This is a genomic window from Arthrobacter glacialis (assembly GCF_002909445.1).
GTDB lineage: Bacteria > Actinomycetota > Actinomycetes > Actinomycetales > Micrococcaceae > Specibacter > Specibacter glacialis.
Genome location: NZ_PPXC01000003.1, coordinates 102,101 through 126,886 on the forward strand (window position 1 = coordinate 102,101; position 24,786 = coordinate 126,886).

Genomic DNA, 24,786 nt, shown 5'->3' on the forward strand with positions numbered 1-24,786 from the left:
CCCACAGTAGGACGCGGCAGCACTGGAAATAAAGCATTGTTGCCCCATGTGACAGCCGGTTGCCATTTGACAGCCCGGCGTGGGGGCAGGCTACGGCCGGCGGTCTGCCGGTGAGCCGTCGCGTTCCAGCAGCGCCAAGCAGGCGGCTGGTGCAATCCGGCGGTAGGAGCTGTCCAGTAGCTCGGCAATTTCCTGCCAATCCGGCTCGGCCAGGGTCAGATCGAGCCCCACCCAGCCGTACGGTCCAATGTAGGAGGGGAGGTAGAAACGCGGGTCTGCCAGCAACGCCTCACGCTCGTCAGCTTCCGGCAGCACCTGGATGGAGGCGGGCCGGGGGTGCCCGCTTTGGCCCTGGCCGTAATACGCAAAGATTTTGCCGCATCTGAACGTGGGCCGACCAAAAGTTTCCTTCTCGATGGCCTCCGGGAAGGCAAAGCACAGGCCCCGCAGCCGGAGCAGGAATGGGTCATCGTCGCTGTACATTCGAGGATGGGCCATGGGAGCATCCTAGGCGCGCGGGCCCCGGTGGCACCAGCACCAAATCCCGCCGATGAGGCTGATGACGTCGATGTGGTGATCCGCGCCGGATATATCAGCAGCGAATCACCAAAGCTGCGTCTTAGCCGATCATCTGCATGAATTCGCCCTCGGAAAGCACCTCAATGCCCTGGCCGCGGCGCTGCAATTCCAGCACCCGCTGCGCCTTGGAGGTGAGCCGCCCGCTGCGCAGATCGGTGGCCGTGAACCCGCTGCCCACCACCAGCACAGTGGTTTTGAGTGTCACATTACTGGCGCATTGGGCACCGTACACGGCTGCTCGCTGCTTTGCCTCGGGACGCCCCAGGCTCAGGTCGCCGGTGAAGACCAGCGTCTGCCCAAACAAGGGGTGTGAATCATCGGCGTGTGGATTCGGCAGCGGGTTGGGGCCTTCCGTGGACCAGCTGACGCGGCCGCCCCGGACGGCACCGCCGGCAATCCCCGCCTTCATCTCCGCCATCTTCTCCAGGGCCGAGCGGGTGGCCTTGGACATCTCGTCCCGGGCAGGGTCGTAGGCGTCAACGTGGGGCATGGCCAGTTTCATCGAGGCAAAAATGTCCTGGACGCTGTTGGCGCCGTGCTTGGCGGCAATGTCCACCATGATCCCGGCGCAGGCCCGCGCATCTTCTGTGGCGTCGTGGTGGTTGAGCAGCGGGACTCCTGCCTCCTGCGCCACGAACGGCAGCGAGTAGGACGGGAGTGAATAGTTCTTGCGGGACAGGATCACCGTGCACGCATAGTCAAAGGCCGGCGAGGTCATGCCGGAGACTTCCGACGCCGAACGGATCACGCCCACATCAAAGGCGGCATTGTGCGCCACCAGGGCATCCTGGCCAATAAAGTCCAGCACCTCCGGAAAGACCTCACGGAAGCGCGGGGCGGTGGCAACGTCGTCGGGGGTGATCCCGTGGATGGTGATGTTTCGGGAGTCAAAGTGGTCATGGCCAACGGGCGGGCGCATGAGCCAGTAGCCCTCATCCACAATCACCCCGCCACGGACCTTTGTCAGACCCACGGAGCAGGGCGATCCCCTAAATCCGTTGGCGGTTTCAAAATCGATGGCAGTAAAGTCCAGAGGCACCCATCAAGGCTACCGCCCGCCGCGGACGCTTAATACATCTCGAGCCGTGCGTCACACCCCTGCCCCAGCGCAAAGGTAAGTCCGACGCCGGGCTTGCGTTCCGGCGTCGGACTTACCTTTGAATTTCTCTAGGGTGTGGCCCGGCGCAGTGTCAGGTAGGCGCCAACTCCCAGCATGAGAACCAGGGCCAGAGCCAGCACTCCGATGCTGGCCGGCGTCAGGGTGATGGCCCACGCTCCGACCGCTGGCCACCAGCCCTGCAGCGTGATGAGGGCGATGGCACCGACCAGCAGCACCGCCAGCGAGAGCGACATGACCAGCGTTCCCGTCGCCTGCCAGCGCTTGTAAACGGTGGCGAACCAGAAACCCAGCAGGAACAGGAACATCATCATGACGAAGTAAAAGAACCATTGGATGAACCACGGCTGGTCCGCGACCCAGGAGATGGCAAACATGCGGCCCTGCAGGTTCCAGCCGTTGGTGGCGCTTTCAATGAGGCCCAGCACCACATACAGGGCTGCAATCCCGGCAGCAAGCACAGTGAACAGCCCCACCGTGCCAAGGAAGAAGTTCCGGCGGCTGATGCTCAGGCCCTGCGAGAACGGGAAGCTCAGGGTCAGGGACTGGATGCCCAGGCCAAAGAAGTACCACATGACCGCCTGGCCAGCGCCGGAGTATTTGACGCCCACCGAGTCCGGGATCAGGGCCCAAATGACCATGCTGAGCAGGAACGATCCTGTGATGATCACAGCAGGTATGCCCAGAAACGTCCATTTGTTGATGAGCTGCATTTTGGCAACTCCCAGTGCGCGGTTCATCGTGATGCTCCTGTCCGGGTGATCTTCGGGTTTGCTTCGACGGGGTCCGGGGACGGGCCGTCCAGGGCCGCCTCGGCGTCGAGCGTTTTTCGGATGACCAACTGCTGGAGCGACACCGGCCCCAGTTCCAGGCCAAGCTCTTGGGCTTCGCGGCGTTCGGCGGCCGTCAGGGAACCCTCCAGGGTGAGCGACAGCAACGCACCGATGCTCTCCCTGTGCAGGACGCTGCGGCCTGCGGCAAATGACTCGACGCGCGCACTGGTGCCGGCAATATTGATGGCTGATCCGCGGATGTTCTCGGCGTCGTCGTCAAGGATGATGCGGCCCTTGTCAATGATGATGACGTGCTCGAGCAGATTCGCCACCTCGTCAATCAGGTGTGAGGACAAGACGATGGTGCGCGGGAATTCCGTGTAGTCAGCCAACAGCCTGTCGTAAAAGAGCTGCCGTGCCACTGCATCCAGGCCCAGATAGGGTTCGTCGAAGAAGGTCAACTCCGCACGTGAGGCGAGCCCAATGATGACGCCCACTGCCGAAAGCTGGCCGCGCGAGAGCTTTTTGATTCGGCGCTTCATGGGCAGTTGGAATTCCTTGGCCAATTGCAGGGCCAGCGCGTTGTCCCAATTTTTGTAGAACAACGCTGCTGCCTTGAAAGCGTGCACCGGCTTGAAGTCATCCGGGTACTTCTGTGATTCACGGATGAAGCAAATCCTGCTGAGCACTTTTTCATTTTCATAGGGGTGCTCCCCGAAGACGCTCACGGATCCGCTGCTGGCAAAACCCTGGGCAGTCAGGATGGACATGAGGGTTGTCTTGCCGGCGCCGTTGCGGCCCAGCAAGCCGTAGATCTTGTCCCGCTCCAGGCTGAGGCTGACGCCATCGAGGGCCTGGACGTCACGGTAGCGCCGACGAAGGTCCATCACCTGGACAATGGATGTGCTCATAACGCGCCTTCTTTCGCATTGGCTCTGGTGTTTTCTTCCCCTGCGCCCGGGTCCCGGGCCAGCATCTCCGCCAGCGCAACGCCGTCGATCCCCAACTTGCGGGCCTCACTGGCCAGCGGGCGGACAAACTGTTCGTAAAAATCCTCCCGGCGCCGGCCCATCAGCACGGCGCGGGATCCGGTGGCAACAAACATGCCGATTCCCCTCTTCTTGTAAAGGATCCCGTCATCAACAAGGCGGTTGACGCCCTTGGCTGCCGTGGCCGGGTTGATCCTGTGGAAAGCCGCAAACTCATTGGTGGAAGGTACTTGCGTCTCTTCGCCCAGAGCCCCGTCAACTATGTCGTTCTCGATCATTTCCGCAATCTGCAAAAAGATCGGCTTGCTGTCATCAATCACCGGCCATCACCGCCAAGCCCCGGCCGCCCGGACCGCTAGCCAACCCCATTGGTTCATTACTCATGTAACTAACCATACAAGCAATGAAGTAATAGTCAAGGGGTGCCCGAAACATCAGCCCATGGATGGAGGAAGCGTCCAGCTAAGTGCCGTAATCTGGAACGGTGATACTAACCGCACTCAGTGACTCTGCCCTGCCCGCGCTTGTGGGACACGGAGCCGTACCCTCCCTCGGCTTCCTCCCCGACTGGCTGGATCCCATGAAGATCCTGGACAACTCCGCCCTGGGCTTCTGGGTAGTGATCATTGCCTGCGCCATCATCTTCGCCGAAACCGGCCTGCTGGTGGGCTTCTTCCTGCCGGGCGATTCACTGCTGTTCACGGCCGGCCTGCTGGTGAGCACCGGCGCCATGCCCGTGAACATCTATGTGTTGATGGGGATGTTGATTGTCTCCGGTTTCGTAGGCAATCAGATGGGCTACTACATCGGCTACAAGGCCGGCCCCGCCATCTTCAACAAGCCCGACTCCAAGTTTTTCAAGAAGCAACATGTGGACAGCGCACACGCCTTCTTCGAAAAGCACGGCGGCAAGGCCCTGATCCTGGCCCGCTTCGTCCCGATTGTGCGCACCTTTGTTCCCGTCATTGTGGGCGTCGCCAAGATGGACATGCGCAAGTTCCTGCTCTTCAACGCCATTGGCGCCGTGCTGTGGGCAGGCGGAGTCACCTACTTGGGTTACTTCCTGGGCAACAAGGTGCCGTGGGTGCGCGACAACCTCGACATCATCTTCATCGCCATTGTTGCCGTCTCGGTCATCCCCATTGGCATCGAGTTCCTCAAGGCCCTGAGCAGCCGTCGCAAGAAGAAGGTCACGCAGCAGGCCGAGCCCACCCCGTAATTTTCACAGTTCCCGCAACCATCGAAAAGCGACCCGCAGCAAATTGCTGCGGGTCGCTTTTTGCTTTCCCCCACCCAACTATGACGCAGTAGGTGCTGGAAATCGCCGTGAATTTAGCACCTACTGCGTCATAGTTGGGAGAGGGCCTTGATGATGTGCGGCAGCAGCGCACGGAACGCGTTGCCGCGGTGGCTGATGGCGTTCTTTTCAGCGCCTGTCAGCTCCGCGCAGGACTTGTCCAGGCCCAGGGGCGCCAGGATGGGGTCGTAGCCAAAGCCACCCTCGCCCCGTGGTTCGCTCAGCAGGGTTCCATCCAGGGTCCCCTTCTCCACAACGTCCACCGAGCCGTCGGGGCTGGCCAACGCCGCAGCGCACACAAAGCGGGCACCACGATGATCGGGGGCAATGTCTGAGAGCTGCGCCAACAGCAGATTGAGATTGGCCGTGTCATCGCCGTGTGTCCCCGCCCAGCGGGCAGAGAAGATCCCGGGCGCACCGCCGAGCACGTCTACGGCCAATCCTGAGTCGTCGGCTATGGCCAGGGCTCCGCTGAACTGTGCCACGGCGTGCGCCTTCAGTAACGCGTTCTGTGCAAAGGTGACACCCGTTTCGGCTACGTCGGGCGCTCCGAGAGCTCCGGCGTCGACCACGTCAGCATCCACATCCAAACCCGGCACCTGGCCGCGCAATAATTCACGCAGCTCACGCAGCTTGCCCTGGTTGTGGGTGGCCAAAACCAGCTTGGGTGCGCTCATCAGAGGCCGAGGGTTTCGCGCTGAATCCGGGTCAGTTCGGTGGTGCCGATGAGGGCCAGATCGAGCAGCTGGTTCAGTTCGTCACGGTCAAAGGGTGCTCCTTCTGCGGTGCCCTGGACTTCGACGAACTTGCCGGAGCCGGTGACGACGACGTTCATGTCGGTCTCGGCGCGGACGTCCTCAACGTAGGGCAGGTCCAGCATGGGGACCCCGTCGATGATGCCCACGGAGATGGCGGAGACCGTGTCAATGAGCGGCTGGGCGTTCTTGGCGATCAGCTTGTTCTCCTTGGCGTAGGCGATGGCGTCGGCCAGTGCCACATAGGCGCCGGTGATCGCTGCCGTGCGGGTGCCGCCGTCGGCCTGAAGAACGTCGCAGTCCAGCACGATGGTGTTTTCGCCCAGGGCCTTGAGGTCGATGATGGAGCGCAATGAGCGGCCGATCAGACGGGAAATCTCATGGGTGCGGCCGCCAATTTTGCCCTTGACGGATTCGCGGGAGTTACGGGTGTTCGTGGCGCGCGGCAGCATCGCGTATTCGGCCGTGACCCAGCCGGTGCCTTCGCCTTTGAGCCAGCGCGGCACACCAGGTGTCAGGGATGCGGTGCACAACACGCGGGTGTTGCCGAATTCGATCAGTGCCGAGCCTTCGGCCTGCTTGGACCAGCCGCGGGTGATGGTGATGTCGCGGAGTTGGTCATTGGCGCGCCCGTCAGAGCGCAAGGAAACAGTTTCAGTGGATGTCATGGTGACAAGCCTAGCGCCCGAGGGGCCACGAGCGAGCGCAGCGAGCTTGGGGAGGGCGCGACGGCGCTAGCGCCCGAGAGGCCAAGAGCGGGGGCCCACGGCCGCGAGGGACCCGCCGCGAGCTTGCGAGCGGTGGGAGCGGCTGGGGAGCAGCGAGGTTGGGGAGGGCGGCTACTGGCATCGACTGCTGACCGTGGCCGCACAATGCCGCGTGCAACCATGCATCTCGCGGCTACGGTCAGCAGTGGTGAAAAAGGCGGCCCCCGGTGATGGGAGCCGCCTTGTGAAGCCCGCTGGACGGGAGGAATACGGAGCTAGGGGGTCTTGCTCGCCAGCTTGAAGTTCTTCTTCGCCGTGAAGAAGGCAGCCGCCGGACCGGTGAAGCACAGGACCATGGCAGCAATGCCGAGCAGCACCTGCAAGATGACGGCGATCCCGCCAGGCATGGTCATGCCAACAAGCTGCCCCAATGACAAGGCAGCCAACACCAAGCCCACAATGCGGGCCCAGCCCATGCCCTTCTTGATGAACAAGCCAATCACCACGTAGACAATGACACCCACAACACCAATGGCAAGGGAGGTCACCAGCGTAAACATAATGGTTGCGTCCACGATCTCCGGAGTGGTCTCAGGCATGTTCTGACCGGACAGCTGCTGCTCGACCTGGTTGCGGAAGGAATCCGAGGTCACGTTCATGATGCCAAGAATAGTGGCGACAATATGCAGCACCGCAGCGCCCAGAAGCATGAAGAAGATGGTGTTCATGATGGGCGGGGCAGTGGGTGCCTGCGCCGGAACAAAAGCTTCGGGTGCGGGGTTGTAGCGGGGCATTTCACTCATGGTTGGCATCCTTATTTCATCTCATGTTCGACGGCGCAGGCCATCAGGTCTTGAGTCGAGCCTAACCGGACGGCCGGCCAAAAAGGATGATCCTTTGGGACGATATTCGCCGCCGAGAAGCCGCGAAGCCGAGAAGCCAAGGCATCCAAGAAACTAGATGGTGTAGTGGACGCCCGCCACGGCAGCGGCAACATCGCCGGAATATACTTCCTTGGCCTCGGCCACCACAGTGTTGGTGTCAGTCCAGACGGGGATATGCGTCAGGAGCAGGCGTTTCACATTTGCTCGGGCTGCCGCTTCTCCTGCGCGCTTGCCGGTGAGGTGGACGTCGTTGATGGCATCATCGCGGCCCTCCTGGAAGGCCGCCTCGCACAGGAAGAAATTCGCGTCTTGGGCGGCGTCTTCCAGGCCCTGGCAGCTGTCGGTGTCCCCCGAATAAGTCATGACGGCCGTGCGGTCAAGACCCGTTCCGTCGTACTCCGTGACCTCAACCCGCAGCGCATAGGCTTCAGGGACTGGGTGGTTCACAGCGTACGGAGTCACCTTGAACGGACCCACAGTGACGGCTTCGCGTTCTTGCCAATTCTGGAAATCAAATTCCTCGTGCATGCCCGGATCAAGCTCCAGACCGTAGGCGGTGGCGAGCCTGTCAGCCGTCTCGGCAGGGCCCCAGACGGCGATCCGGTCGCGGTTCCAGCCGTTGGGGCTCCACCGGACAGCCACGTGCAGGCCACACAAGTCCATGCAGTGGTCGGGGTGCAGGTGGCTGAGGAAGATGGCATCGATGTCTTCCAGATCCATGTACTTCTGCGCGGCGCCCAGGGCACCGCTGCCCAGGTCGATCAGCACCCGCCAGGGCCTCACGCCGTCGTGCGCCGTCAGCAGGTAGCAGGACGCGGGCGACGCCGGGCCGGGGAATGACCCGCTGCATCCAACGATTGTTAACTTCATGTTTGCTCCCCCGCAACTGTTCCCGGCATAGCAAGTCTGCCCATCGAATCCGCCAAAACAAAATTGGAGACGTGTGTGGCCGCTGGCCCGGTGGCGATCCTGCGGGCTGCGGCGATCATGTCCGGGGTGATGCGGGCCAAGGATCCTGTGGGGTAATGGGCCGCCACGTGGCTGACTTGTTCCACGCCACGGACTTCCGGGCCCAGGAAGCGCCGGGCCAGCACGCCGAAGCTGCCGGCGTCGCCTGTGGACAGGAAATTGTGGGTGGGCGGCTGCTCGGAAACGCGCTCAAGGTCGTGGCTGACCAGCGCCTTGTAGACGTCCTTGGCGGTTTCCTCGGCGCTGGAGACCAGGGTGACCGAGTCTCCCATCACGTAGGAGATGACACCTGTGAGTAGCGGATAGTGCGTGCAGCCCAGGACCAGCGTGTCCACCTGGGCAGCCTTGAGCGGGGCCAGGTATTCTTCGGCGGTGGTGAGTAGCTCGGCGCCTGCCGTGATGCCGGATTCCACAAAGCGCACAAAGTCCGGGCAGGCCACGGAGGTGATGCTCAGATCCGGGGCCGCAGCAAAGGTGTCCTCATAAGCTCGCGAACCAACAGTTGCAACGGTGCCAATGACGCCCACCTTGCCGCTGCGGGTTGCTGCCACGGCGCGCCGAACGGCCGGCTGGATCACCTCAATGACGGGAATCCCGTAGCGGGCTGTGTAGCGTTCCCGGGCATCGCGCAGCACGGCAGCGGAGGCAGAGTTACAGGCAATGACCAGCAGTTTGACCCCGGAGTCAACCAGTTCATCCATGACGCCCAGGGCGTTGGCCCGGACCTCGGCAATGGGCAGCGGACCATAGGGGCCGTTCGCTGTGTCGCCAACGTACATGATGGATTCGTTGGGCAGTTGGTCAATCACAGCCCGGGCCACTGTCAGCCCGCCCACACCGGAATCAAAAATACCGATGGCCCGTTCGGACACGGCGCCCTGCGCCCCGGTGGTGCCAACGGTTGGTGTTGGGGCTGTTCGTGGATGTGTGCTCATGATCGTTCCAACAATAGTTTGTTTGCCAGCCCAGCTGTTGCTATTGCGGCTAAAAACACAACTACTTTGCGCGCTGCAGAGTAGCCAGCATGGCTTGGACAAGGCTTTCCTGGAGCCAGGAGACAAAGTTGTAGACCAGGCTCAGGTAGCTGTCCACATCCTCGGCATCGCCCCAGTCCTGAACTTCATGGACCCGTTCGGCGTCTTCCTCGTCACGGATTTCAAGCCTTTCAGCCAGCACCAGGCGGATGTCATTCAGGGCCATGGCCCATAGCTTTGCCGCTTCCGGATCCAACACCAGCTTCTCGGAGTCCAACGCCATCGAGGCTGCGCGCAGGGCACCAATCTTGGTTTCGCGCAGTGAACGTTCGGTGAGCTGGCGGAACTCAAGGGCAGCGTCGTCGTCCTCCTTCACCGCGTCAGGGAGCAGACGCAGCAGCGCCGGATCGACCGGCACCTGCACGTCCATGTCAAGGCCAATCAAGGCCGCCAGCGGGTCCTCGTGGGCGGGGGTTTCAGGCTCAAGCATGGTGATGATGTCGGCAAAAAGCTTGCGCAACAGATCGCGCTCGGCAGGTTCCAAGTAGCCGGTAATGCCGCGGCGCCCGGCGGAGAAGGCCTTAGCCACGGTTGCCGCCCTTTTGGACCGTTGCCCACAAACCAAATCCGTGCATGGCCACAGCGTGTGCTTCCATTTTTTCCTTTGCTCCATGGGCCACGGCGGATTTGCCCTCCGTGTGGACCTGCAGCATCAATTTCGCCGCCTTTGCCTCTGAATAGCCAAAATAACTTTGGAAGACGTAACTGACATAGCTCATCAAATTAACCGGGTCGTTCCACACGATTAATTCCCACGGGATGTCCGGGGAGATGAGTTCGCTGGTTGAGACTTCCCGGACTGTTTCCGGGGCTGTGCTGACACTCATGTGTCCATTCTAGTGTTGCCGCACTAAAGTAAATTCCGTGACTACGCCATCAAACTGGGGCCACCCCCGCACTTCATTGTTTACGGATCACTATGAGCTGACAATGCTGCAGGCAGCGTTGCACTCCGGTGCCGCACACCGCCGCAGCGTGTTTGAGGCTTTTGCCCGGCGCCTGCCAGATGGCCGCCGGTACGGTGTTGTGGGCGGCACGGGACGTTTGTTGGAAGGTTTGGAGCACTTCCGCTTTGGCCCGGATGAGCTCAATTTCCTGGCCAACAACAACGTTGTCAACGACGAAACCCTGGCCTGGCTCTCGGATTTCAAGTTCTCCGGCGACGTCTACGGTTATGCAGAGGGCGAACTCTATTTCCCCAATTCGCCCATTCTGACCATTGAATCCACGTTTGCCGAGGCCTGCATCCTGGAAACGTATGTGCTCTCGGTGCTCAACCACGACTCCGCCATCGCTTCCGCCGCTTCCCGCATGATCGGTGCTGCCGGCGCCCGCCCCTGCATTGAGATGGGGTCGCGGCGCACGCAGGAGGAGTCGGCCGTTGCCGCCTCCCGGGCCGCCGTCATCGCCGGTTTCCACAGCACCTCCAACCTCGAGTGCGGTTTGCGCTACGGTGTCCTGACCCAGGGCACAGCCGCGCATTCCTTCACGCTCCTGCACGACTCCGAGGAAGCAGCCTTCCGCGCCCAGATCGGTTCCATGGGTGCCGGAACCACGCTGCTGGTTGACACGTACGACGTCGAAGCCGCAGTTCGCAAGGCCGTCGCCATTGCGGGCCCCGCCTTGGGCGGCGTGCGGCTGGATTCCGGCGATCTTCTCGCCCAGGCGCGCGACGTCCGGGCCCTGCTGGATTCGCTGGGGAACACCAGCACCCGCATCACAGTGACCAGCGATCTCGACGAGTTCGCCATTGCCGCCCTGGCCGCGGCACCTGTGGACTCCTACGGTGTCGGGACATCCCTGGTGACCGGATCCGGCGCCCCCACAGCCTCCATGGTGTACAAACTGGTCTCGCGCGAGGGTGACGACGGCGAGTTCGTCTCGGTGGCCAAGGCCGCCAAGAACAAGGCCAGCGTGGGCGGGCGGAAGTACGCCATGCGCCGCCTGAATGGCTCTGGCATTGCCACGGCGGAAGTTGTGGGCATCGGCCACGAGCCAGCCTCAGACAACAACGACAGGCCGCTGCTGGCCAAGTTCATGACCGGCGGCGTGCTCGCAGCTGGGTGGACCGGTGCCGAGGGCGTGGTGCGGGCAACGGCCCGCCATGCCGCTTCCATGGCGGAGATGCCGGGAGCGGCACGCCGGCTCCAGCGCGGGGACGCCGTCATCCCCACTGAATACGAACAAGCAACAACCCCAAGGAACTAAAAGGAGTTACTCATGGCCAAGGCCCTGATTATTGTTGATGTCCAGAACGATTTTTGCGAAGGCGGATCACTTGCCGTGACTGGCGGGGCTGACCTTGCCAGCGAGATCACTGAGTTGATTGCCGACGCACCCGACTTTGACTTCATTGTCGCCACCCAGGACTGGCATGTGGATCCGGGCAGCCACTTCTCGGATGCCCCTGACTTCCGCACCAGCTGGCCGGTTCACTGCGTTGCTGGTTCCAAGGGCGCCGCCCTGCACCGCAACCTGGACACCGAGGACATTGACGCTTACTTCCGCAAGGGCAAGTTCGACGCCGCCTACTCGGGCTTCGACGGCCTGCTGGCACCCGAGGACGAGGTTGCCGTCGGCGAACGTGAGGCGCACGAGTCCGCCGATGTGGACGCCGAGTCCCCCCTCAGTCTGGATGACTGGCTCCGCGAGAACGACGTCGAGGATGTGGTCATCGTGGGCCTCGCCACCGACCACTGCGTCCGTGCGACGGCACTTGATGCCGTCAACGCCGGCTACAACACCACGGTGCTGCGCGACTACATTGCGGGCGTTGACGAAGACGCCAGCGAAGACGTCTTGGAAGAACTCGAAGACGCAGGCGTGGAGGTCAAGTAGTCCCCACGCCCTCCCCAGCCTCGCAAGCTCGGCCGCGTGGGCCAAGAACTGACCCGCAGAAAACGGCGAAAATCACCTCCAAATCGAGGATTTTCGCCGTTTTCTGCGGGTTAGTTTTATTTGCGGCCGATAAACCAGTCCTGGAGTTTCTTCATCCGCATCTGCAGCTGCGATTCGTTGGCCTGGGCCACGGCAGGTCCGCCACAGATGCGGCGCAGTTCGCTGTGGACCATGCCGTGCGGCATACCAGAGCGGGCACTCCACGCCGATACGTTTTTGGCCAGCTCGTTGCGCAGATCCATCAACATTCGGTGATCAATCAAGGGCGGCGCTTCAGGCTCCGCTGCGGGAGCCTTCTTGCGGCGCCGGGTTTGCTGATCTGCCTGGCGCTGGCGCAGCAGGACACCCATTTGATCGGCGTCGAGCAACCCGGGAATGCCCAGGAAGTCCATTTCATCGTCACTGCCGATGGCCCCGCCAGTGCCGAATTCGCCGCCGTCGAACAAGACGCGGTCAAAGGACGCCTGGGATTCCAGCGCCTCAAACTTGAACTTCTCCATGGTGTCGGAGGCTTTTTCTTCACGGTTGGCTTCCTCCATCTCGGCGTCTTCTTCCATGAAACCATCGGGATCTTTGTCCGGACGGTCCAAGGCGTGGTCGCGTTCGAGCTCAAGTTCGTTGGCCAATCCCATCAAGTTGGGCACCGAGGGCAGGAAGATCGACGCCGTTTCGCCCCTTTTCCGGGACCGCACAAAACGCCCGATGGCCTGAGCAAAGAACAGCGGGGTTGCCGTGGAGGTTGCGTAAACACCGACGGCCAGGCGCGGTACGTCAACGCCTTCGGTCACCATCCGCACAGCCACCATCCATCGATTGTCCCCGGCGGAGAACGCGTCGATCTTGTCTGAGGCCTTGGCGTCGTCGGACAGAATAACTGTGGGAGAGCTGCCGGTAATTTTCTTCAGCTGGTCGGCGTAGGCGCGGGCGTCCTCGTGATCAGTGGCAATGACCAGAGCACCGGCGTCGGGCACTGCCCTGCGAACTTCGGTGAGTCGCTTGTCAGCAGCAGCGAGTACGGCCGGAATCCACTCCCCTGCCGGGTTTAGCGCCGTACGCCACGCATGGGCTGTGACGTCCTTGGTGACAGCTTCGCCCAGTGTCGCGGCCATTTCCTCACCGGCGCTGGTCCGCCACCGCATTTGCCCCGAGTAGGCCATGAACATGACAGGGCGCACCACATGATCCTTGAGCGCTTCGCCATACCCATAGTTGTAGTCGGCCTTGGAACGGCGAATCCCGTCACGGTCTTCGACGTACTCCACAAACGGAATCGCTGCGGTGTCGGAACGAAACGGCGTTCCGGTCAGAGCCAGACGGCGCGCGGCAGGGTCAAATGCTTCACGGATACCATCGCCCCAGCTCAGTGCGTCACCGCCGTGGTGGATCTCATCCATGATGACCAGCGTCCGGGCGGCCTCAGTCTTGGCCCGGTGCAGCATGGGCTTGCTGGCCACCTGCGCGTAGGTCACTGCGACACCCACGAACCCCTTGCCGTGACGGCCGTCAGCGTTCTTGAAGTTGGGATCAATGGCGATACCCACCTTGGCGGCGGCATCCGCCCACTGGCGTTTCAGGTGGTCGGTGGGGGTGACGATGGTGACCCTGTTGATGGTGCCACGGGCCATAAGCTCGGTGGCAATGTGCAGGGCAAAGGTCGTCTTACCGGCGCCTGGGGTAGCGACGGCCAAGAAGTCCTTAGGGTTTTCGGTAAAGTACTTCTCCATGGCTTCTTTCTGCCATGCTCGAAGTTTTTGGGCCGTTCCCCATGCAGCACGCTCAGGGTAGGCCGGAGGCAGCGACGGGCCACCAAACAATGTTTCCGTCACGAATTCTCCGCCATCCTTGTCACTTCATTCTTTGCTCCGCGTCCGGAACCGGGCACGGTAAAACAACGGCCATGAGGCCGCACAAAATTTAGGGTGAAGCCAAGTTACTTCTTGGGTTCCTTGGGGCCTTTACCCTTGCCGCCCTCGGGCTTCAGGCCATCGTAAATGGCCTTGCAGTCTGGGCAGACCGGGAACTTATGCGGATCCCGGCCGGGGGTCCAGACCTTGCCACACAGGGCCACCACGGGGTCGCCTGTCATGGCAGATTCCATGATTTTTTCCTTGCGAACATAGTGCGAGAACCGCTCGCTGTCGCCAGGTTCTACTTCCTGTTGCAATTCCTGGCGCTCGATCACGGCGGTGGAACCACCGCTGCGCTCAGGATTTCCCGTGGGCTGGTTTTCGAAGGGGTCTGGAGGCAAACTCATAAAACCATTCTAGCGGCAACACGATCACGACTCACCGAGGCATCCATCGATTTGGGATATCAGCTGTCCACCGCGGCTGCGCAAAGTCCAACGCTCCAGCAGCAACTGCGCTGGCGTTTCAGTTTTTTCAGCCAGGGCGGCAATAGCCTGTGAAAAAACGTGCGGCGGGGAGGGAAGTTAAGTGATTAACTTCCCTCCCCGCCGCACGTCAAACTGCTTAGGCGCCAGCTTGCTAGAGGCCCTGCTTGCTAGATGTCCTGCCTGTTAGATGCCCTGCCAGGACGGCTTGTTGTCAAAGGCGTGGCGGTAGGTGGATGCACCGGCAAGCTTTGCTGCCGCGGCCTCGTCAATGATGATGGTGGCGCGGGGGTGGAATTGCAGGACGGATGCCGGGCAGGATGCCGAGACGGGTCCTTCCACAAAGTCGCGAACCGCGTCGGCCTTGCCCGCGCCAAAGGCCACCAGGACCACGTGGCGGGCATCCATGATGGTGCCCAAGCCCTGGGTGACCACGTGGTGGGGAACCTGGTCTAGATGATCAAAGAAGCGCGCATTGTCTTGGCGTGTCTGCTCGGCAAGGGTCTTGATCCGGGTGCGCGATGCCAGCGACGAGCCTGGCTCGTTGAATCCGATGTGGCCGTTGGTGCCAACGCCCAGGATCTGCAGGTCAATGCCGCCGGCTGCCTTGATGGCGACCTCGTAGTTCTGGCAGGCTCCTGCGATGTCCTCGGTGGCACCGTCCGGGCCGTGGACGTTTTCTGCTGCAACATCCACCCGGTTGGTGAACTCGCGGCGGATAACTTCGCGGTAGGACTCGTAGTGGCCCACCGGCAGACCCACATACTCATCCAGGGCAAAACCGCTGACCTGTTCAAAGTTCAGGCCGGCTTCGTCGTGGCGTCGTGCCAACTCGTCGTAAATCGGCAGCGGCGAGGAACCCGTGGCCAGGCCAAGGACCGCATTGGGCTTCTGCCGAATCAGGGCCTCAATGGCATCCGCGGCCAAGGCACCAATTTCTTTACTGCTGGGGAGGATGATGACCTCCATGAAACACGCTTCCTTTCACGACACGTACGTGCCTGTGCGATTCTCTTGCAACGCTAATCTGCCAGCTCTAACCTTAGCTATTACTGCTGGTGTTCCGTTAACGGTCCACCGACACAGCAAGCAACAACTCGGGGGCACGCTGGTTGAAGACGGCGGCGCCCTTGCGAATGCCCACCACCAGGAACACGGCACCGAGGATGATTCCCACGGCCAGGGCCAGCCAGGCGTACAGCAGCTGCCCCGTCACCATGGCAACGATGGCAAGAATGAGCTCCGGCAAAACCAGGACGCCCAGGCCCACAAACCCCGACATTTGAATGAAGACCGAGGAGAGCCCGTTGCCGGGCCGCGTTTTCATGGGGCTCTCACCGGGCAGCGGCACAGCCATGGTAAATCGGGCTGAGAACACACTGGCCAAGCCAAGCCCGGAGCCCACCACACCCAGCACGAGTCCCACCGTGGCCAGCAGTTGGCCTAGGTCATGTGCCAGCACTGCCCCGATCACGGCGTACAAAATGCCCAGCGGCAGTGCCAGGACGGCCGCAGCAAGCGCCCGTCCGCTCCTGTCAGCGGTCCCTGACACCCCTGTGGCGATGTGCAGGGCGAAGGCTGTGTTGTCATACGAAATATCGGAGCTGATGGACCACACCACCAGATATGCCGCAAGGGCCCCGCCCAGCCCCAGGGCAATTCCCAAGGACTGCGTGCCGCCTGTTTCGCTGGCCGCCTGGGACCCTGCAAACACAAAGATCAATGGCAGTAACGGGGCAATGAGCAGGCCAGCACTGTACCGCGGGTCCCGGAACCAATAGGTGAGGCAGCGTGCTGCCACTGCTCCTGTGGGGGTGGCCGGGAACCAGTTAAAGAAGCCCAGCTTGCCCCCTGCCTTCCGTCCGCCACCGGCGAACGCGGGCGTGACCAGGGCCCTGCTCAGGCACGCCCGCCAAATCCACGTCAAGGCGGCGATGCTTGCCACCGCGATGAGGAGCTTGAGCCCGGCAGCACCGTAGGAACCCGCAGCAACGGCGGCGGGCACCGACCAGACTGCTCCGAGGGGAGTCCAGGAGACGGTCTGCGCCAACGCCGGAAGGTACTCCTTGAAGTCACCCACACCAGAGCTCACACCGCTGATGATGGGTCCCATGAACATCAGGGGAACCAGCAGCACAATGCCGCTGGCATCCTTGAAACGGCGCGACGAGGCCAGGCTGGTACTGGCAGCTGTGATGGCCCGCGAGGCCACAATGCAGGTCACAGCGCCCAACACGCCGCAGAGCAGCGCCACCAGGGCCGCGAGGGGGTGGCGCCACCAAGCGATGGCTGTTCCCAGCGAGGCAAGGAGGGTGATGGCCCCGGGAATGCCAATGAAACTCCCCAACAGCAGGCCCGTGAGCATTGACTTCATCGGGATGGCATAAGTGGTGAAACGCGCCGGGTCCAGGGTCATGTCCAGGCCGGCGGCAACCACGGGAATGATCAGCCACCCAAGAACCAGTGCGGCTCCAGCCAGCGTGAGAACTGTGCCAATGAGTTCGGGCTCACCCGCACCCAAGGCAGCCAGGCCAACCAAGGTCATGGCCAGCACGCCCAGGCCGTACAGTCCGCCAATGATGAGCCCCACCAATTGCCAGGGGCTGCGCTTAAGTGAATTGCGCAGCAGGGTCAGCTTTAGGCTTACGAGTTGCGCAACCATGACAACCCCGTATTCTCCTTGCGTCCGCCAACGAGGTCCACGAACTTTTCCTCCAGGCTTTGGCTTCCGCGCACCTCATCGACCGTGCCGGCGGCAAGAACCCGGCCGCCGGCAATCACGGCAACATGGTCGCACATGCGCTGCACCAGATCCATGACATGGCTGGAAACGATGACGGTGCCGCCGGTGTTGACGTAGTCGTGCAAAATGTCACGAATGTTGGCTGCGGACACCGGGTCCACGGATTCAAAGGGTTCATCGAGCACCAGGAGTTTCGGGGCATGAATCAGTGCCGCCGCCAGGGCAATCTTCTTGGTCATGCCGGCGGAGTAGTCCACCACCAAAGTCCCGGCATCCTTGCTCAGGTCCAGGGCGGAGAGCAGGTCCTTGACGCGGGCTGTCACAGTGTCCTTGTCCATGCCACGCAACAAACCGGCGTAGCTGACAAGCTGCTCCCCGCTGAGCCGGTCAAAGAGCCGAACGCCGTCGGGCAGGAGACCCATGAGGCGTTTGGATTCCAGGGGATGGCTCCACACGTCCACCCCGTGCACCCAAACCTGCCCCGCGTCCGGACGTAAAAGGCCCGTTGCCATGGACAGCGACGTTGTCTTGCCGGCGCCGTTGGGTCCCACCAGGCCGTAAAAGGACCCGGCGGGGACGTCAAGATCAATACCATCGACGGCCACTTTGTTGCCAAAGTGTTTGGTCAAGCCACGGATGGAGAGGGCCGGTGGCAGCCCTGTGTCTTTTGCTTGCTCAAAGGAGTTGCTCATAGGCACACCCTAACAACCCCGATGGTGCGGGCACGGCATCCCAAAGGATGAGATTGGCTGTCCTTGCGGACCCTGACGGCGCAAAAAAGCTCCCGCCCCAACCTTCCATGACAGGGAGGTTAGAACAGGAGCTTCGTTGCGCGTCGCCAGCCTAGAACAGGGCGCGTGCCAGGGCTTGGCGGGATGCGGATACGCGGGGATCGCTGACGCCAATGGCGTCATAAAGCTCCAACAACCTCACCCGGGCGGTGTCCCGTTCGGGACCAAAGTGCGTGCCGATGAACTTCACAATGCGGGCAAAGGCGTCCTCAACATGGCCGCCCGTCACATCCAAGTCAGCTACCGAAAGGGTTGCCTCGAGATCATCCGGGTCCCCAGCCGCACGGGCCCGCAGCGCCTCGGCGTCTGCAACGTTCAGCTCCGCTGTGCGGCGCATGAGGTGGACCTGCGCCAAGCCAACCTTTGCGGCGGCGTCGGACGGCATTTCGGCCAGCGCCTTCTCATAGCTGGTCTGGGCCAGCAGCAAGTCACCGGCGTCGATGGCGTCGCGGGCAGCCTGGTGCAACGGAGGCAGCGGTGGCTCCGCCGGAGCTTCGGGGTCCTGGGCGCCGCCCAAGTTTCCTGTGACGCCGTTGCTGGCAGCAACCTTGAGCAGTTCGGTGAAGAACTCCTTGATCTGCTCCGCCGGCAGTTCACCCTCGAACATGGGCACCGGCTGCCCCTTGATCAAGGCCACCACCGTAGGCACCGCGCTGGCACCAAACGCCTGCGCAATTTGGGGGCTGGAATCAACATCCACCCGGCCCAAGGCAAGCTGCCCGCCGTACTCGTTGACAATCCCCTCCAGCACGCCTGTCACCACCGAGGATTGGTGTGAGCGTGCAGATCCCAGCAGCACCACCACCGGCACCTTGGAGGAAAGCTGAACAAGTTCCTGGAAGCTTTGCTCGTTGACATCAACCGCGTAGGGCGATGGTGTTGAAGGGGCGGCCGTGGCCCGGTTCTTCAACGCTGAAAGGTCGACGGCGCCGCGCAGGTTGATCCCGGGCGCTCCGTTGGGTGCCATGGGGCTATTTTGACTCATGAACTCACTCTAACTGTGCTGGCCCGCGACTTTTCCAAGATCTCGCCGCGGGTGAAACTTTGCTTTGCCAACGCCCCGCTGCCGGGTTACTTGAACTGGCCGCCCACAAGATCCCGGGTTGCCGAGAGCAGCGTGATCTTTCCATCACCGGAGGCTGCCGGAATGTACATGACAACAGGTTCCGCGTAGCTCAAGGTGAAGCCCTTGGTGGTCTCTGTGCCGCCGGTGAACACGGCCGCGTCGGCGGGCACGGTGAGGGTTGCATCTTCCTTGGACGTTGTGTCAATGCCGAAGGTGTATCCCACCACAACCATGGCCCCGCCGTCGGCTGTGCGCATGGCAACGGGTGACTTGGTGTCGGCCGTATGGCTGAAGACGTTGGTGGCATCCTTGGCGTCAGCAACAATCTTCTTCTGCGCATCGAGAACACTCGTGATGTAGACGCTGTCGTTGAAGGAGTCCTTGAACTTGCTGTCATCCTTGGTCAAACGGTCGCTGAGCGCCGCAATGGCGTCCTTGGGGCTCATTTTCAGGCCGGCGCTCTCGTCAATGGCTACTTCCTTGGTGCCTTCCTTGTCCACTGTGGGAAAGGTCTGGCCGGGCAGCAAAGGCGTGGACTTGATCAGCTTGTAATTTTCCCGCGGGCTTTGCTGAACCAATGTCAGCAACTGCGGCAGCTCATTGTTCTCACCCTTGGTGACGAACATGGCTGACCGCGGCCAGGTGTCCGTGGTGGTGACAACCTTGGCCAGCAGCTGTGTGGCGCTGACGGGTTCCGGCGCTGGGGCGCTGGCAACCTGGGAACGAATCTTGTAGTTGGCTGTGCGAACCTCCAAAGCCATGCCGGTGACGCGTGATTCCAATTCCTTGGCGTTCTTGGCATTGTCCCCCGAGGCAACAACCGTGGCCACGGCGGTGGCAATGCGCTGAACCTGGCTGTCCAGAAGAGACGGGAAGCCGGGCGTGTTCGCATCAGCACTGGCAGCGGGCGCCGTGCTCGAGGCGGAACTGGTGGGGGCCGGTGTGGCAGCGCCTGTGGTGGCATCCTCCGCCACGGCCGGGCCAACACTGCCTGCGACCAGGATCACGGCCAATGCCGCACCCCAACGGCTCTTGTGGTTCATGGTTTTGTGCATGGTGCGGGGTGTTGCAACCTCTGTGGGTGAGCTGGCGCTGAAGTCCGCCTTGCCCTTTTTCTTGGCATCGTTCTTGGCTTCGGTCTTGGCTTCGGTCACGTCAGCGCCCTTCACGTCAGCATCATTCTCCGGCGTCGATGCACCCTTGCCGTCGTCGTCACCGCCTCCGGAACCCTTCGTGGAGTCGTCATCGTTCTTGTCGTTACTCTTGGCCCCGGCCGCGGAGCCAGCTTCAGGGTCTTGGGCAGCCGGTGGCTGCAGGACTGCCGGCAACGCGGACGTGGCATCGCTGACAAAGGCCGGGGCCGAGGCTTCCCCGCCAGCCTTGGCGCCTGCAACGGGCCTCTCTGCGTTCCTGGCCTCGGCAATGGTGGACGGGGCATCCTTGCCCGTCGCCGCAGCCGACTTGGCGGCTTCACGGGCTGCCACCAGCTTGTCGACCTCCAAAGCGCCCGTGGCGGGGTCGGCCGGGGCCTTGCCGGCCGCGCGTCGGCCAACGGGAGCAGGTTCGCCGCTCTTGGGTTTGCGCGGTGCAATCAAAAACAGCAAGGCAGCTGCTGCCAGCATGGCCGAACCAAGAATCATCAACGGCACTGCCCACGGGGTTCCGGCCTGATTGTCAACAGTCATGGAAATATTTGTCGGCGCAGCAGCCTTGCCGTCGGAGGAGAGCAGCAATGCCCAGTCACCATGTCCTGGAGCCTGCCAGGTGTAGGTCAACTCGCCGGTGGCCTTCTCCTCACTGACCCACAGATCCGAACCAGCGGGATTGGGCACAGAGGCGGCACCTGCATTGCTCTGTGTGCTCAGGGCCGTGAAATCGTCGTTGGCACCGTCCACCTGTGTGTAGGCGGCGTCGCCAATCCAGCCGATGATGTCGCGCTCCCGCGCCACAGCGAGCTGGATGGGGCCGTCGCTTTTGACGGTCAGAGTGAAGTGACCGTCACGGGTCTTGAGTATCTCTGGGCTGATGACAGTCAGCGGTGCGGCGCTTACATCGGCTGGGGTGGTGGCTGTCAGCTGCGCGGCAGGGAGCCAGATGGTGCGCTGGCCAATACCGGAACCCAACACCAACAAACCCAAAATAGCCAGGACAATTGCAATTTTTGAACGCACGTACTTACCTAACATCGGCGGAACACTGCTGTGAACGTTCCTTCTAGGGTAACTGAACCGTTATCTTAAGGGCATGCCCAATTGACGAATCTCACGTTATTTCATCGAATGCATGCCGCCAGTACTGGGCTGCGCTGATACTCTCGAGTCACAATTGTGGTGCGGAGCCAATCATCCGCAAAATCCTGGATGCGAAGGCAATACCCGTGAGTTCGACCCCTGATTCAAGCGCAACTGGCCCCGTCCCTGACGACGGCACCAACTCTGCACAAGCCAGCCCCAACCCTGCCAGGCCCGAGCCTGCCGGCTCTGAAACGTCCCCGCCGGGGCAGTCCACACCTCGTGGGGACACTGACGGGGCCGGGTCGGATTCGCAGAGCCAACCACTTCCCCCAGCGCCAGTAGCAGCCGCTGCGGCTGCTGGAACGGGCCACGGCGCGGGTCACCATGTGGGATGGCGGGAGTGGGTGGCAAAAAAGGTTCTCAAGCCGATTCCGGGAGCCCAGCCCCGCGTGCGTTTTGACCTGCCGGCGGAGACCATCTTCGAGGAGCAGGCCAAGGCCACCCAGGCCATGGTTGATGCAGCACCCAGCTCCGGCCTTTTCCGCCACCCCATCTACTTTGGCTTCATGGGTACTGTTGGTGTCGGCATCGCCTTATCCGTTAGCTACATGCTGGCCAACACCCAATCGCTGCTGCTGTGGATAGTCACAGCCCTGTTCATTGCCTTGGGTCTGGACCCGGTGGTCCGCTGGTTGGAGCGGCGCAGCGTGCCACGTCCGCTGGGCATAGTTCTGGTGCTGGGCGCCTTGCTGGGCCTTGTGGCCATCTTCTTCGCCACGCTGATTCCCACCATCGTCGAACAGACAACGCAGCTGGTGAATAAAGCTCCGGGCTGGATCAACGACTTCCTGAATTCGGAATTCTTCAAGCAACTTGATGTCCAGTATCGCGTGCTGGACACCATCAACGCCCAGGTTGCCAAATTCTTCCAGGACGCCCAAGCCGTGGGCGGCATCTTTGGTGGAGTGGTGGGTGTTGGAACCACCATTGCCAACGCCCTTTTTGGAACCTTGATTGTGTTGGTGTTGAGCCTGTACTTCCTGGCCTCCCTGCCCGGGATCAAAAAGTGGGGCTACCGCTTGGCACCGCGCTCGCGCCGGGCCCGTGTTGAGGATTTAAGCGAGGAAATCACCCGCGGCGTGGGCAACTACGTCATAGGACAGGTTTGCGTGGCCGTTCTCAACGCCAGCTTCGCGTTCATCGTCATGACCATTTTGAATGTGCCGTTCAGCATCCTGCTGGCGTTTGTTGTGGCGCTGCTGGCGTTCATTCCGCTGGTAGGCGGCATGATTGCCGCCGTCGTGGTCATCGCCGTGAGCCTGACGGGCGGCTGGCAAGTGGCATTGATCTACGCCGTCGCCTACCTGGCGTACCTGCAGTTTGAGGCCTACTTCATCTCCCCCCGCATCATGCAAAAGGCAGTGGCCGTTCCTGGTGCCGTGGCTGTCATTTCAGTTATTGCCGGTGGCAGCCTGTTGGGCGTGCTGGGCGCCTTGATAGCCATTCCCACGGCAGCCGCCGTCATGCTGCTGGTGCGGGAAGTCTTCATTGCCCGCCAAGACAAGAACTAACCAAGCTCACCGCGTGACCTGGGTTGTAAACAGCGAACGGCCCCGCACCAACAAGGTGCGGGGCCGTTCGCATGAGCAAGTCCTAGGCTTGAAGTGGCGCCGCGACTTCATGCCATTGGCCTGGCAACTCCACGGCGCTGCCCAAAACTGCCGAGGCAATCTCATTCAAGGCACGGGCTGCGTACTTCTCCCCCACCCAGAGGTGCTTGGCCCCCGCAACAGCAACCAGTTGGGCCTGAGGAACCACGGAGAAGCGGGCCGTTGCCGCCGCGGGCTGGAGGTAGTCATCAAATTCCGGCACCAGAACACACAGGGGCTTGCCGAAGCTGGCCCAGGCGCCCAGATCCGCATCCGTTGCCCGGTGCAGCGGCGGTGACAGTAAAACGGCGCCCTCAATAAGCTCTGATACAGGAGCCACGGCACCGTATTTCAGCACCAGCTCTGTGCCAAAGGACCAGCCCACGAGCCAACGGTTGGGCAGGCCGCGGTCAACCGCAAACTGGACAGCCGCCTCAACGTCCAGGCGCTCGCCCAGCCCTTCCTCGAAGACCCCGTCGCTGGTGCCTCGTGGCGAAGAAGTGCCCCGGGTGTTGAATCGCAGTACGGCAATGCCGGCCATGGCCGGAAGGCGGTAGGAGGCCTTCTTGTAGACGTGCGAATCCATGAAGCCACCGTGCGTGGGCAGCGGGTGGAAGGTGATCAACGTCGCCTTCACCACGCCGTCGGCCGGCAACGCCAACTCTCCCACCAGGGTCAAGCCGTCGGCCGTTCTCAGCTCAATATTTTCCCGGATGGCGGGCAAAATGGTGGCGGCGCGGACGTCAACAAGGGCAGCTGCGTCAACCAGGTCGTGGGATGCGGGGTCAAAAACCATGTCCACTAGCCTATCTGTACTTGTAGCTACGACCGCGCCAGCAATTGCTGTGCCAGTGCCTGCGGTCGCGCAAGCCGGCCTCGGCGCCAAACATGGCGTCCTCCTGCCACACCACCAAGTGGGCTACCCCCGGTTCAACAGCACGGTGGCAGCCGGGGCAGGTGTAGACCTTTTGCGCATTGCTCGCCGTGATGGACCGCACGGCCCATTGCCCGTCGGGCGCTGACTCGCGGGCCGGAACTCCCATCCGCGCCCGGTCCAGATCCGGCTCCTCTTGCTCCTGCCAGCCCTTGGGGGCAGCGGAACGACGGCGCGGGCGGTTTGAACGGGGCATGTTTCCATTGTGCCGCACCGGCGCAGCGAGCGCGAAGCGTCCAGGGCGCCCAGCGGCTTCCACCCAGGCCACTCGGTCCAACCACCACCAACCACCAACGGAGAGCGGCTACAGTGGAGGGCGTGCGTTTAGTGATTGCCAAGTGCTCCGTCGATTACGTCGGACGCCTCAAAGCCCATCTTCCCCTTGCCGTTCGGCTCTTGTTGGTCAAGGCCGACGGTTCCGTCCTGGTCCACTCGGACGGCGGCTCCTACAAGCCGCTGAACTGGATGAGTCCGCCCGCCACCATGCGGACACTCAACCCGGACGAGGCCGACCTTGAAAACGGTGTGATCGATCAGTGGATCGTGCAGTCGAGCAAGACCGATGACAGGCTCATCATCAACATCTATGAGCACATCAGCGACTCCAGCCATGACCTTGGCGTGGATCCGGGCTTGATCAAGGACGGCGTGGAAGCCGATCTGCAGCGCCTGCTTGCCGAACAGATTGGGCTGCTGGGCGAGGGTTTCACGCTCATTCGCCGGGAATATTTCACAGCCATTGGGCCTGTTGACATTCTGGCCCGGGACGCCAAGGGAGCCACCGTGGCCATTGAGCTCAAGCGCCGTGGCGACATTGACGGCGTCGAGCAGCTCACCCGCTACCTGGAACTGCTCAACCGTGATCCGCTGCTGGCTCCGGTGCGCGGTATTTTCGCCGCCCAGCAAATCAAGCCGCAAGCCAAAACACTGGCAACCGACAGGGGCATTGAGTGCAAGACACTTGATTACGACGCCATGCGCGGAGTAGATGACAGCGCCTCACGGCTGTTCTAGGCAAAGGCCAGCTGTTCCTGA

26 protein-coding genes are annotated in these 24,786 nt (G+C 62.0%); 5 read left to right on the forward strand and 21 right to left on the reverse strand.

Annotated elements, in window-relative coordinates; genetic code table 11:
• Positions 1-90: 90 nt before the first annotated feature.
• The 5 genes from CVS27_RS04330 to CVS27_RS04350 form a co-directional block, all read right to left on the reverse strand.
• A complete protein-coding gene (locus CVS27_RS04330; RefSeq protein WP_103464514.1) occupies positions 91-498 on the reverse strand; it encodes an MmcQ/YjbR family DNA-binding protein in 408 nt (135 codons plus the stop codon).
• Positions 499-619: 121 nt separating this feature from the next.
• Positions 620-1,618 carry a 3'-5' exonuclease gene (locus CVS27_RS04335; protein WP_103464515.1) on the reverse strand — a complete coding sequence of 333 codons (999 nt, stop codon included), beginning with the start codon at positions 1,616-1,618 and terminating at the stop codon, positions 620-622.
• A 128-nt stretch (positions 1,619-1,746) separates the two neighbouring features.
• Complete coding sequence (locus CVS27_RS04340) at positions 1,747-2,436, reverse strand: hypothetical protein (RefSeq protein ID WP_207767443.1); 690 nt, start codon at positions 2,434-2,436, stop codon at positions 1,747-1,749.
• A complete protein-coding gene (locus CVS27_RS04345; RefSeq protein ID WP_103464516.1) occupies positions 2,433-3,380 on the reverse strand; it encodes an ABC transporter ATP-binding protein in 948 nt (315 codons plus the stop codon). Before CVS27_RS04345 ends, CVS27_RS04340 begins: the two co-directional genes overlap by 4 nt.
• Complete coding sequence (locus CVS27_RS04350) at positions 3,377-3,736, reverse strand: GntR family transcriptional regulator (RefSeq protein WP_103464741.1); 360 nt, start codon at positions 3,734-3,736, stop codon at positions 3,377-3,379. Before CVS27_RS04350 ends, CVS27_RS04345 begins: the two co-directional genes overlap by 4 nt.
• 206 nt (positions 3,737-3,942) lie before the next feature.
• Here CVS27_RS04350 and CVS27_RS04355 point away from each other — a divergent pair, with 206 nt between their 5' ends.
• Entirely contained in the window at positions 3,943-4,677 is a 735-nt protein-coding gene (locus CVS27_RS04355) for a VTT domain-containing protein (protein WP_243399724.1), read from the forward strand.
• A 128-nt stretch (positions 4,678-4,805) separates the two neighbouring features.
• On the opposite strand, the gene rdgB is transcribed toward CVS27_RS04355, so the two are convergent.
• The 7 genes from rdgB to clpS all read right to left on the reverse strand — a co-directional run bounded on the left by rdgB (position 4,806) and on the right by clpS (position 9,931).
• Complete coding sequence (gene rdgB / locus CVS27_RS04360; RefSeq protein ID WP_103464517.1) at positions 4,806-5,432, reverse strand: RdgB/HAM1 family non-canonical purine NTP pyrophosphatase; 627 nt, start codon at positions 5,430-5,432, stop codon at positions 4,806-4,808.
• Positions 5,432-6,178 carry a ribonuclease PH gene (gene rph / locus CVS27_RS04365; protein ID WP_103464518.1) on the reverse strand — a complete coding sequence of 249 codons (747 nt, stop codon included), beginning with the start codon at positions 6,176-6,178 and terminating at the stop codon, positions 5,432-5,434. The genes rdgB and rph overlap by 1 nt, the downstream gene beginning before the upstream one ends.
• A 314-nt stretch (positions 6,179-6,492) precedes the next feature.
• On the reverse strand, positions 6,493-7,020 hold the full coding sequence (locus CVS27_RS04370; RefSeq protein WP_103464519.1) for a hypothetical protein: 528 nt from the start codon (positions 7,018-7,020) through the stop codon (positions 6,493-6,495).
• 153 nt (positions 7,021-7,173) lie between these two features.
• Positions 7,174-7,971: an MBL fold metallo-hydrolase gene (locus CVS27_RS04375; protein WP_103464520.1), complete on the reverse strand. Its 798-nt coding sequence runs from the start codon at positions 7,969-7,971 to the stop codon at positions 7,174-7,176.
• On the reverse strand, positions 7,968-9,005 hold the full coding sequence (gene murI, locus CVS27_RS04380) for a glutamate racemase (RefSeq protein WP_207767444.1): 1,038 nt from the start codon (positions 9,003-9,005) through the stop codon (positions 7,968-7,970). Before murI ends, CVS27_RS04375 begins: the two co-directional genes overlap by 4 nt.
• A 61-nt stretch (positions 9,006-9,066) precedes the next feature.
• Positions 9,067-9,633, reverse strand: coding sequence for a DUF2017 domain-containing protein (locus CVS27_RS04385; RefSeq protein WP_103464521.1), 567 nt, complete (start codon positions 9,631-9,633; stop codon positions 9,067-9,069).
• Entirely contained in the window at positions 9,626-9,931 is a 306-nt protein-coding gene (gene clpS / locus CVS27_RS04390) for an ATP-dependent Clp protease adapter ClpS (protein ID WP_103464522.1), read from the reverse strand. Before clpS ends, CVS27_RS04385 begins: the two co-directional genes overlap by 8 nt.
• A gap of 76 nt (positions 9,932-10,007) precedes the next feature.
• Between clpS and CVS27_RS04395 the strand changes: the two genes are divergently transcribed.
• Both CVS27_RS04395 and CVS27_RS04400 read left to right on the forward strand, forming a co-directional pair.
• Positions 10,008-11,312 (forward strand): nicotinate phosphoribosyltransferase, encoded by a 1,305-nt coding sequence (locus CVS27_RS04395; protein WP_103464523.1) that lies wholly within the window; start codon positions 10,008-10,010, stop codon positions 11,310-11,312.
• A gap of 12 nt (positions 11,313-11,324) precedes the next feature.
• A complete protein-coding gene (locus CVS27_RS04400) occupies positions 11,325-11,942 on the forward strand; it encodes an isochorismatase family protein (protein ID WP_103464524.1) in 618 nt (205 codons plus the stop codon).
• Positions 11,943-12,058: 116 nt separating this feature from the next.
• On the opposite strand, the gene CVS27_RS04405 is transcribed toward CVS27_RS04400, so the two are convergent.
• From CVS27_RS04405 to CVS27_RS04435, 7 genes are all read right to left on the reverse strand, one after another.
• Complete coding sequence (locus CVS27_RS04405) at positions 12,059-13,828, reverse strand: DEAD/DEAH box helicase (protein ID WP_103464525.1); 1,770 nt, start codon at positions 13,826-13,828, stop codon at positions 12,059-12,061.
• Between the two features lie 104 nt (positions 13,829-13,932).
• Positions 13,933-14,256 carry a DUF3039 domain-containing protein gene (locus tag CVS27_RS04410; RefSeq protein ID WP_103464526.1) on the reverse strand — a complete coding sequence of 108 codons (324 nt, stop codon included), beginning with the start codon at positions 14,254-14,256 and terminating at the stop codon, positions 13,933-13,935.
• Between the two features lie 264 nt (positions 14,257-14,520).
• Positions 14,521-15,303: a glucosamine-6-phosphate deaminase gene (nagB, locus tag CVS27_RS04415; RefSeq protein ID WP_103464527.1), complete on the reverse strand. Its 783-nt coding sequence runs from the start codon at positions 15,301-15,303 to the stop codon at positions 14,521-14,523.
• Between the two features lie 97 nt (positions 15,304-15,400).
• Entirely contained in the window at positions 15,401-16,996 is a 1,596-nt protein-coding gene (locus CVS27_RS04420) for a transporter (RefSeq protein ID WP_103464528.1), read from the reverse strand.
• Positions 16,978-17,769, reverse strand: coding sequence for an ABC transporter ATP-binding protein (locus CVS27_RS04425; RefSeq protein WP_103464529.1), 792 nt, complete (start codon positions 17,767-17,769; stop codon positions 16,978-16,980). The genes CVS27_RS04420 and CVS27_RS04425 overlap by 19 nt, the downstream gene beginning before the upstream one ends.
• A 151-nt stretch (positions 17,770-17,920) precedes the next feature.
• Positions 17,921-18,853 (reverse strand): tetratricopeptide repeat protein, encoded by a 933-nt coding sequence (locus tag CVS27_RS04430; protein WP_103464530.1) that lies wholly within the window; start codon positions 18,851-18,853, stop codon positions 17,921-17,923.
• A gap of 86 nt (positions 18,854-18,939) precedes the next feature.
• Positions 18,940-21,105, reverse strand: coding sequence for a DUF8094 domain-containing protein (locus tag CVS27_RS04435; protein WP_133162874.1), 2,166 nt, complete (start codon positions 21,103-21,105; stop codon positions 18,940-18,942).
• Positions 21,106-21,311: 206 nt separating this feature from the next.
• On the opposite strand from CVS27_RS04435, the gene CVS27_RS04440 reads away from it, so the two are divergent.
• Complete coding sequence (locus CVS27_RS04440; RefSeq protein ID WP_103464532.1) at positions 21,312-22,739, forward strand: AI-2E family transporter; 1,428 nt, start codon at positions 21,312-21,314, stop codon at positions 22,737-22,739.
• A gap of 82 nt (positions 22,740-22,821) precedes the next feature.
• On the opposite strand, the gene CVS27_RS04445 is transcribed toward CVS27_RS04440, so the two are convergent.
• Both CVS27_RS04445 and CVS27_RS04450 read right to left on the reverse strand, forming a co-directional pair.
• Positions 22,822-23,613: an alpha/beta hydrolase gene (locus tag CVS27_RS04445; protein ID WP_103464533.1), complete on the reverse strand. Its 792-nt coding sequence runs from the start codon at positions 23,611-23,613 to the stop codon at positions 22,822-22,824.
• 10 nt (positions 23,614-23,623) lie between these two features.
• Positions 23,624-23,947 carry an Rv1322 family protein gene (locus CVS27_RS04450; protein ID WP_103464534.1) on the reverse strand — a complete coding sequence of 108 codons (324 nt, stop codon included), beginning with the start codon at positions 23,945-23,947 and terminating at the stop codon, positions 23,624-23,626.
• A gap of 122 nt (positions 23,948-24,069) precedes the next feature.
• Here CVS27_RS04450 and nucS point away from each other — a divergent pair, with 122 nt between their 5' ends.
• Entirely contained in the window at positions 24,070-24,765 is a 696-nt protein-coding gene (gene nucS / locus CVS27_RS04455; protein ID WP_103464744.1) for an endonuclease NucS, read from the forward strand.
• Positions 24,766-24,786 lie beyond the last annotated feature (21 nt).

Excerpts from the sequence above, each read along its gene's own strand:
- CVS27_RS04330 (WP_103464514.1), bottom strand. The coding sequence starts at position 498 with ATGGCCCATCCTCGAATGTACAGCGACGATGACCCATTCCTGCTCCGG.
- CVS27_RS04340 (WP_207767443.1), bottom strand. The coding sequence starts at position 2,436 with ATGAACCGCGCACTGGGAGTTGCCAAAATGCAGCTCATCAACAAATGG.
- CVS27_RS04345 (WP_103464516.1), bottom strand. The coding sequence starts at position 3,380 with ATGAGCACATCCATTGTCCAGGTGATGGACCTTCGTCGGCGCTACCGT.
- CVS27_RS04350 (WP_103464741.1), bottom strand. The coding sequence starts at position 3,736 with ATGATCGAGAACGACATAGTTGACGGGGCTCTGGGCGAAGAGACGCAA.
- rdgB (WP_103464517.1), bottom strand. The coding sequence starts at position 5,432 with ATGAGCGCACCCAAGCTGGTTTTGGCCACCCACAACCAGGGCAAGCTG.
- rph (WP_103464518.1), bottom strand. The coding sequence starts at position 6,178 with ATGACATCCACTGAAACTGTTTCCTTGCGCTCTGACGGGCGCGCCAAT.
- CVS27_RS04370 (WP_103464519.1), bottom strand. The coding sequence starts at position 7,020 with ATGAGTGAAATGCCCCGCTACAACCCCGCACCCGAAGCTTTTGTTCCG.
- CVS27_RS04375 (WP_103464520.1), bottom strand. The coding sequence starts at position 7,971 with ATGAAGTTAACAATCGTTGGATGCAGCGGGTCATTCCCCGGCCCGGCG.
- murI (WP_207767444.1), bottom strand. The coding sequence starts at position 9,005 with ATGAGCACACATCCACGAACAGCCCCAACACCAACCGTTGGCACCACC.
- clpS (WP_103464522.1), bottom strand. The coding sequence starts at position 9,931 with ATGAGTGTCAGCACAGCCCCGGAAACAGTCCGGGAAGTCTCAACCAGC.
- CVS27_RS04400 (WP_103464524.1), top strand. The coding sequence starts at position 11,325 with ATGGCCAAGGCCCTGATTATTGTTGATGTCCAGAACGATTTTTGCGAA.
- CVS27_RS04410 (WP_103464526.1), bottom strand. The coding sequence starts at position 14,256 with ATGAGTTTGCCTCCAGACCCCTTCGAAAACCAGCCCACGGGAAATCCT.
- nagB (WP_103464527.1), bottom strand. The coding sequence starts at position 15,303 with ATGGAGGTCATCATCCTCCCCAGCAGTAAAGAAATTGGTGCCTTGGCC.
- CVS27_RS04420 (WP_103464528.1), bottom strand. The coding sequence starts at position 16,996 with ATGGTTGCGCAACTCGTAAGCCTAAAGCTGACCCTGCTGCGCAATTCA.
- CVS27_RS04425 (WP_103464529.1), bottom strand. The coding sequence starts at position 17,769 with ATGAGCAACTCCTTTGAGCAAGCAAAAGACACAGGGCTGCCACCGGCC.
- CVS27_RS04430 (WP_103464530.1), bottom strand. The coding sequence starts at position 18,853 with ATGAGTCAAAATAGCCCCATGGCACCCAACGGAGCGCCCGGGATCAAC.
- CVS27_RS04445 (WP_103464533.1), bottom strand. The coding sequence starts at position 23,613 with ATGGTTTTTGACCCCGCATCCCACGACCTGGTTGACGCAGCTGCCCTT.
- CVS27_RS04450 (WP_103464534.1), bottom strand. The coding sequence starts at position 23,947 with ATGCCCCGTTCAAACCGCCCGCGCCGTCGTTCCGCTGCCCCCAAGGGC.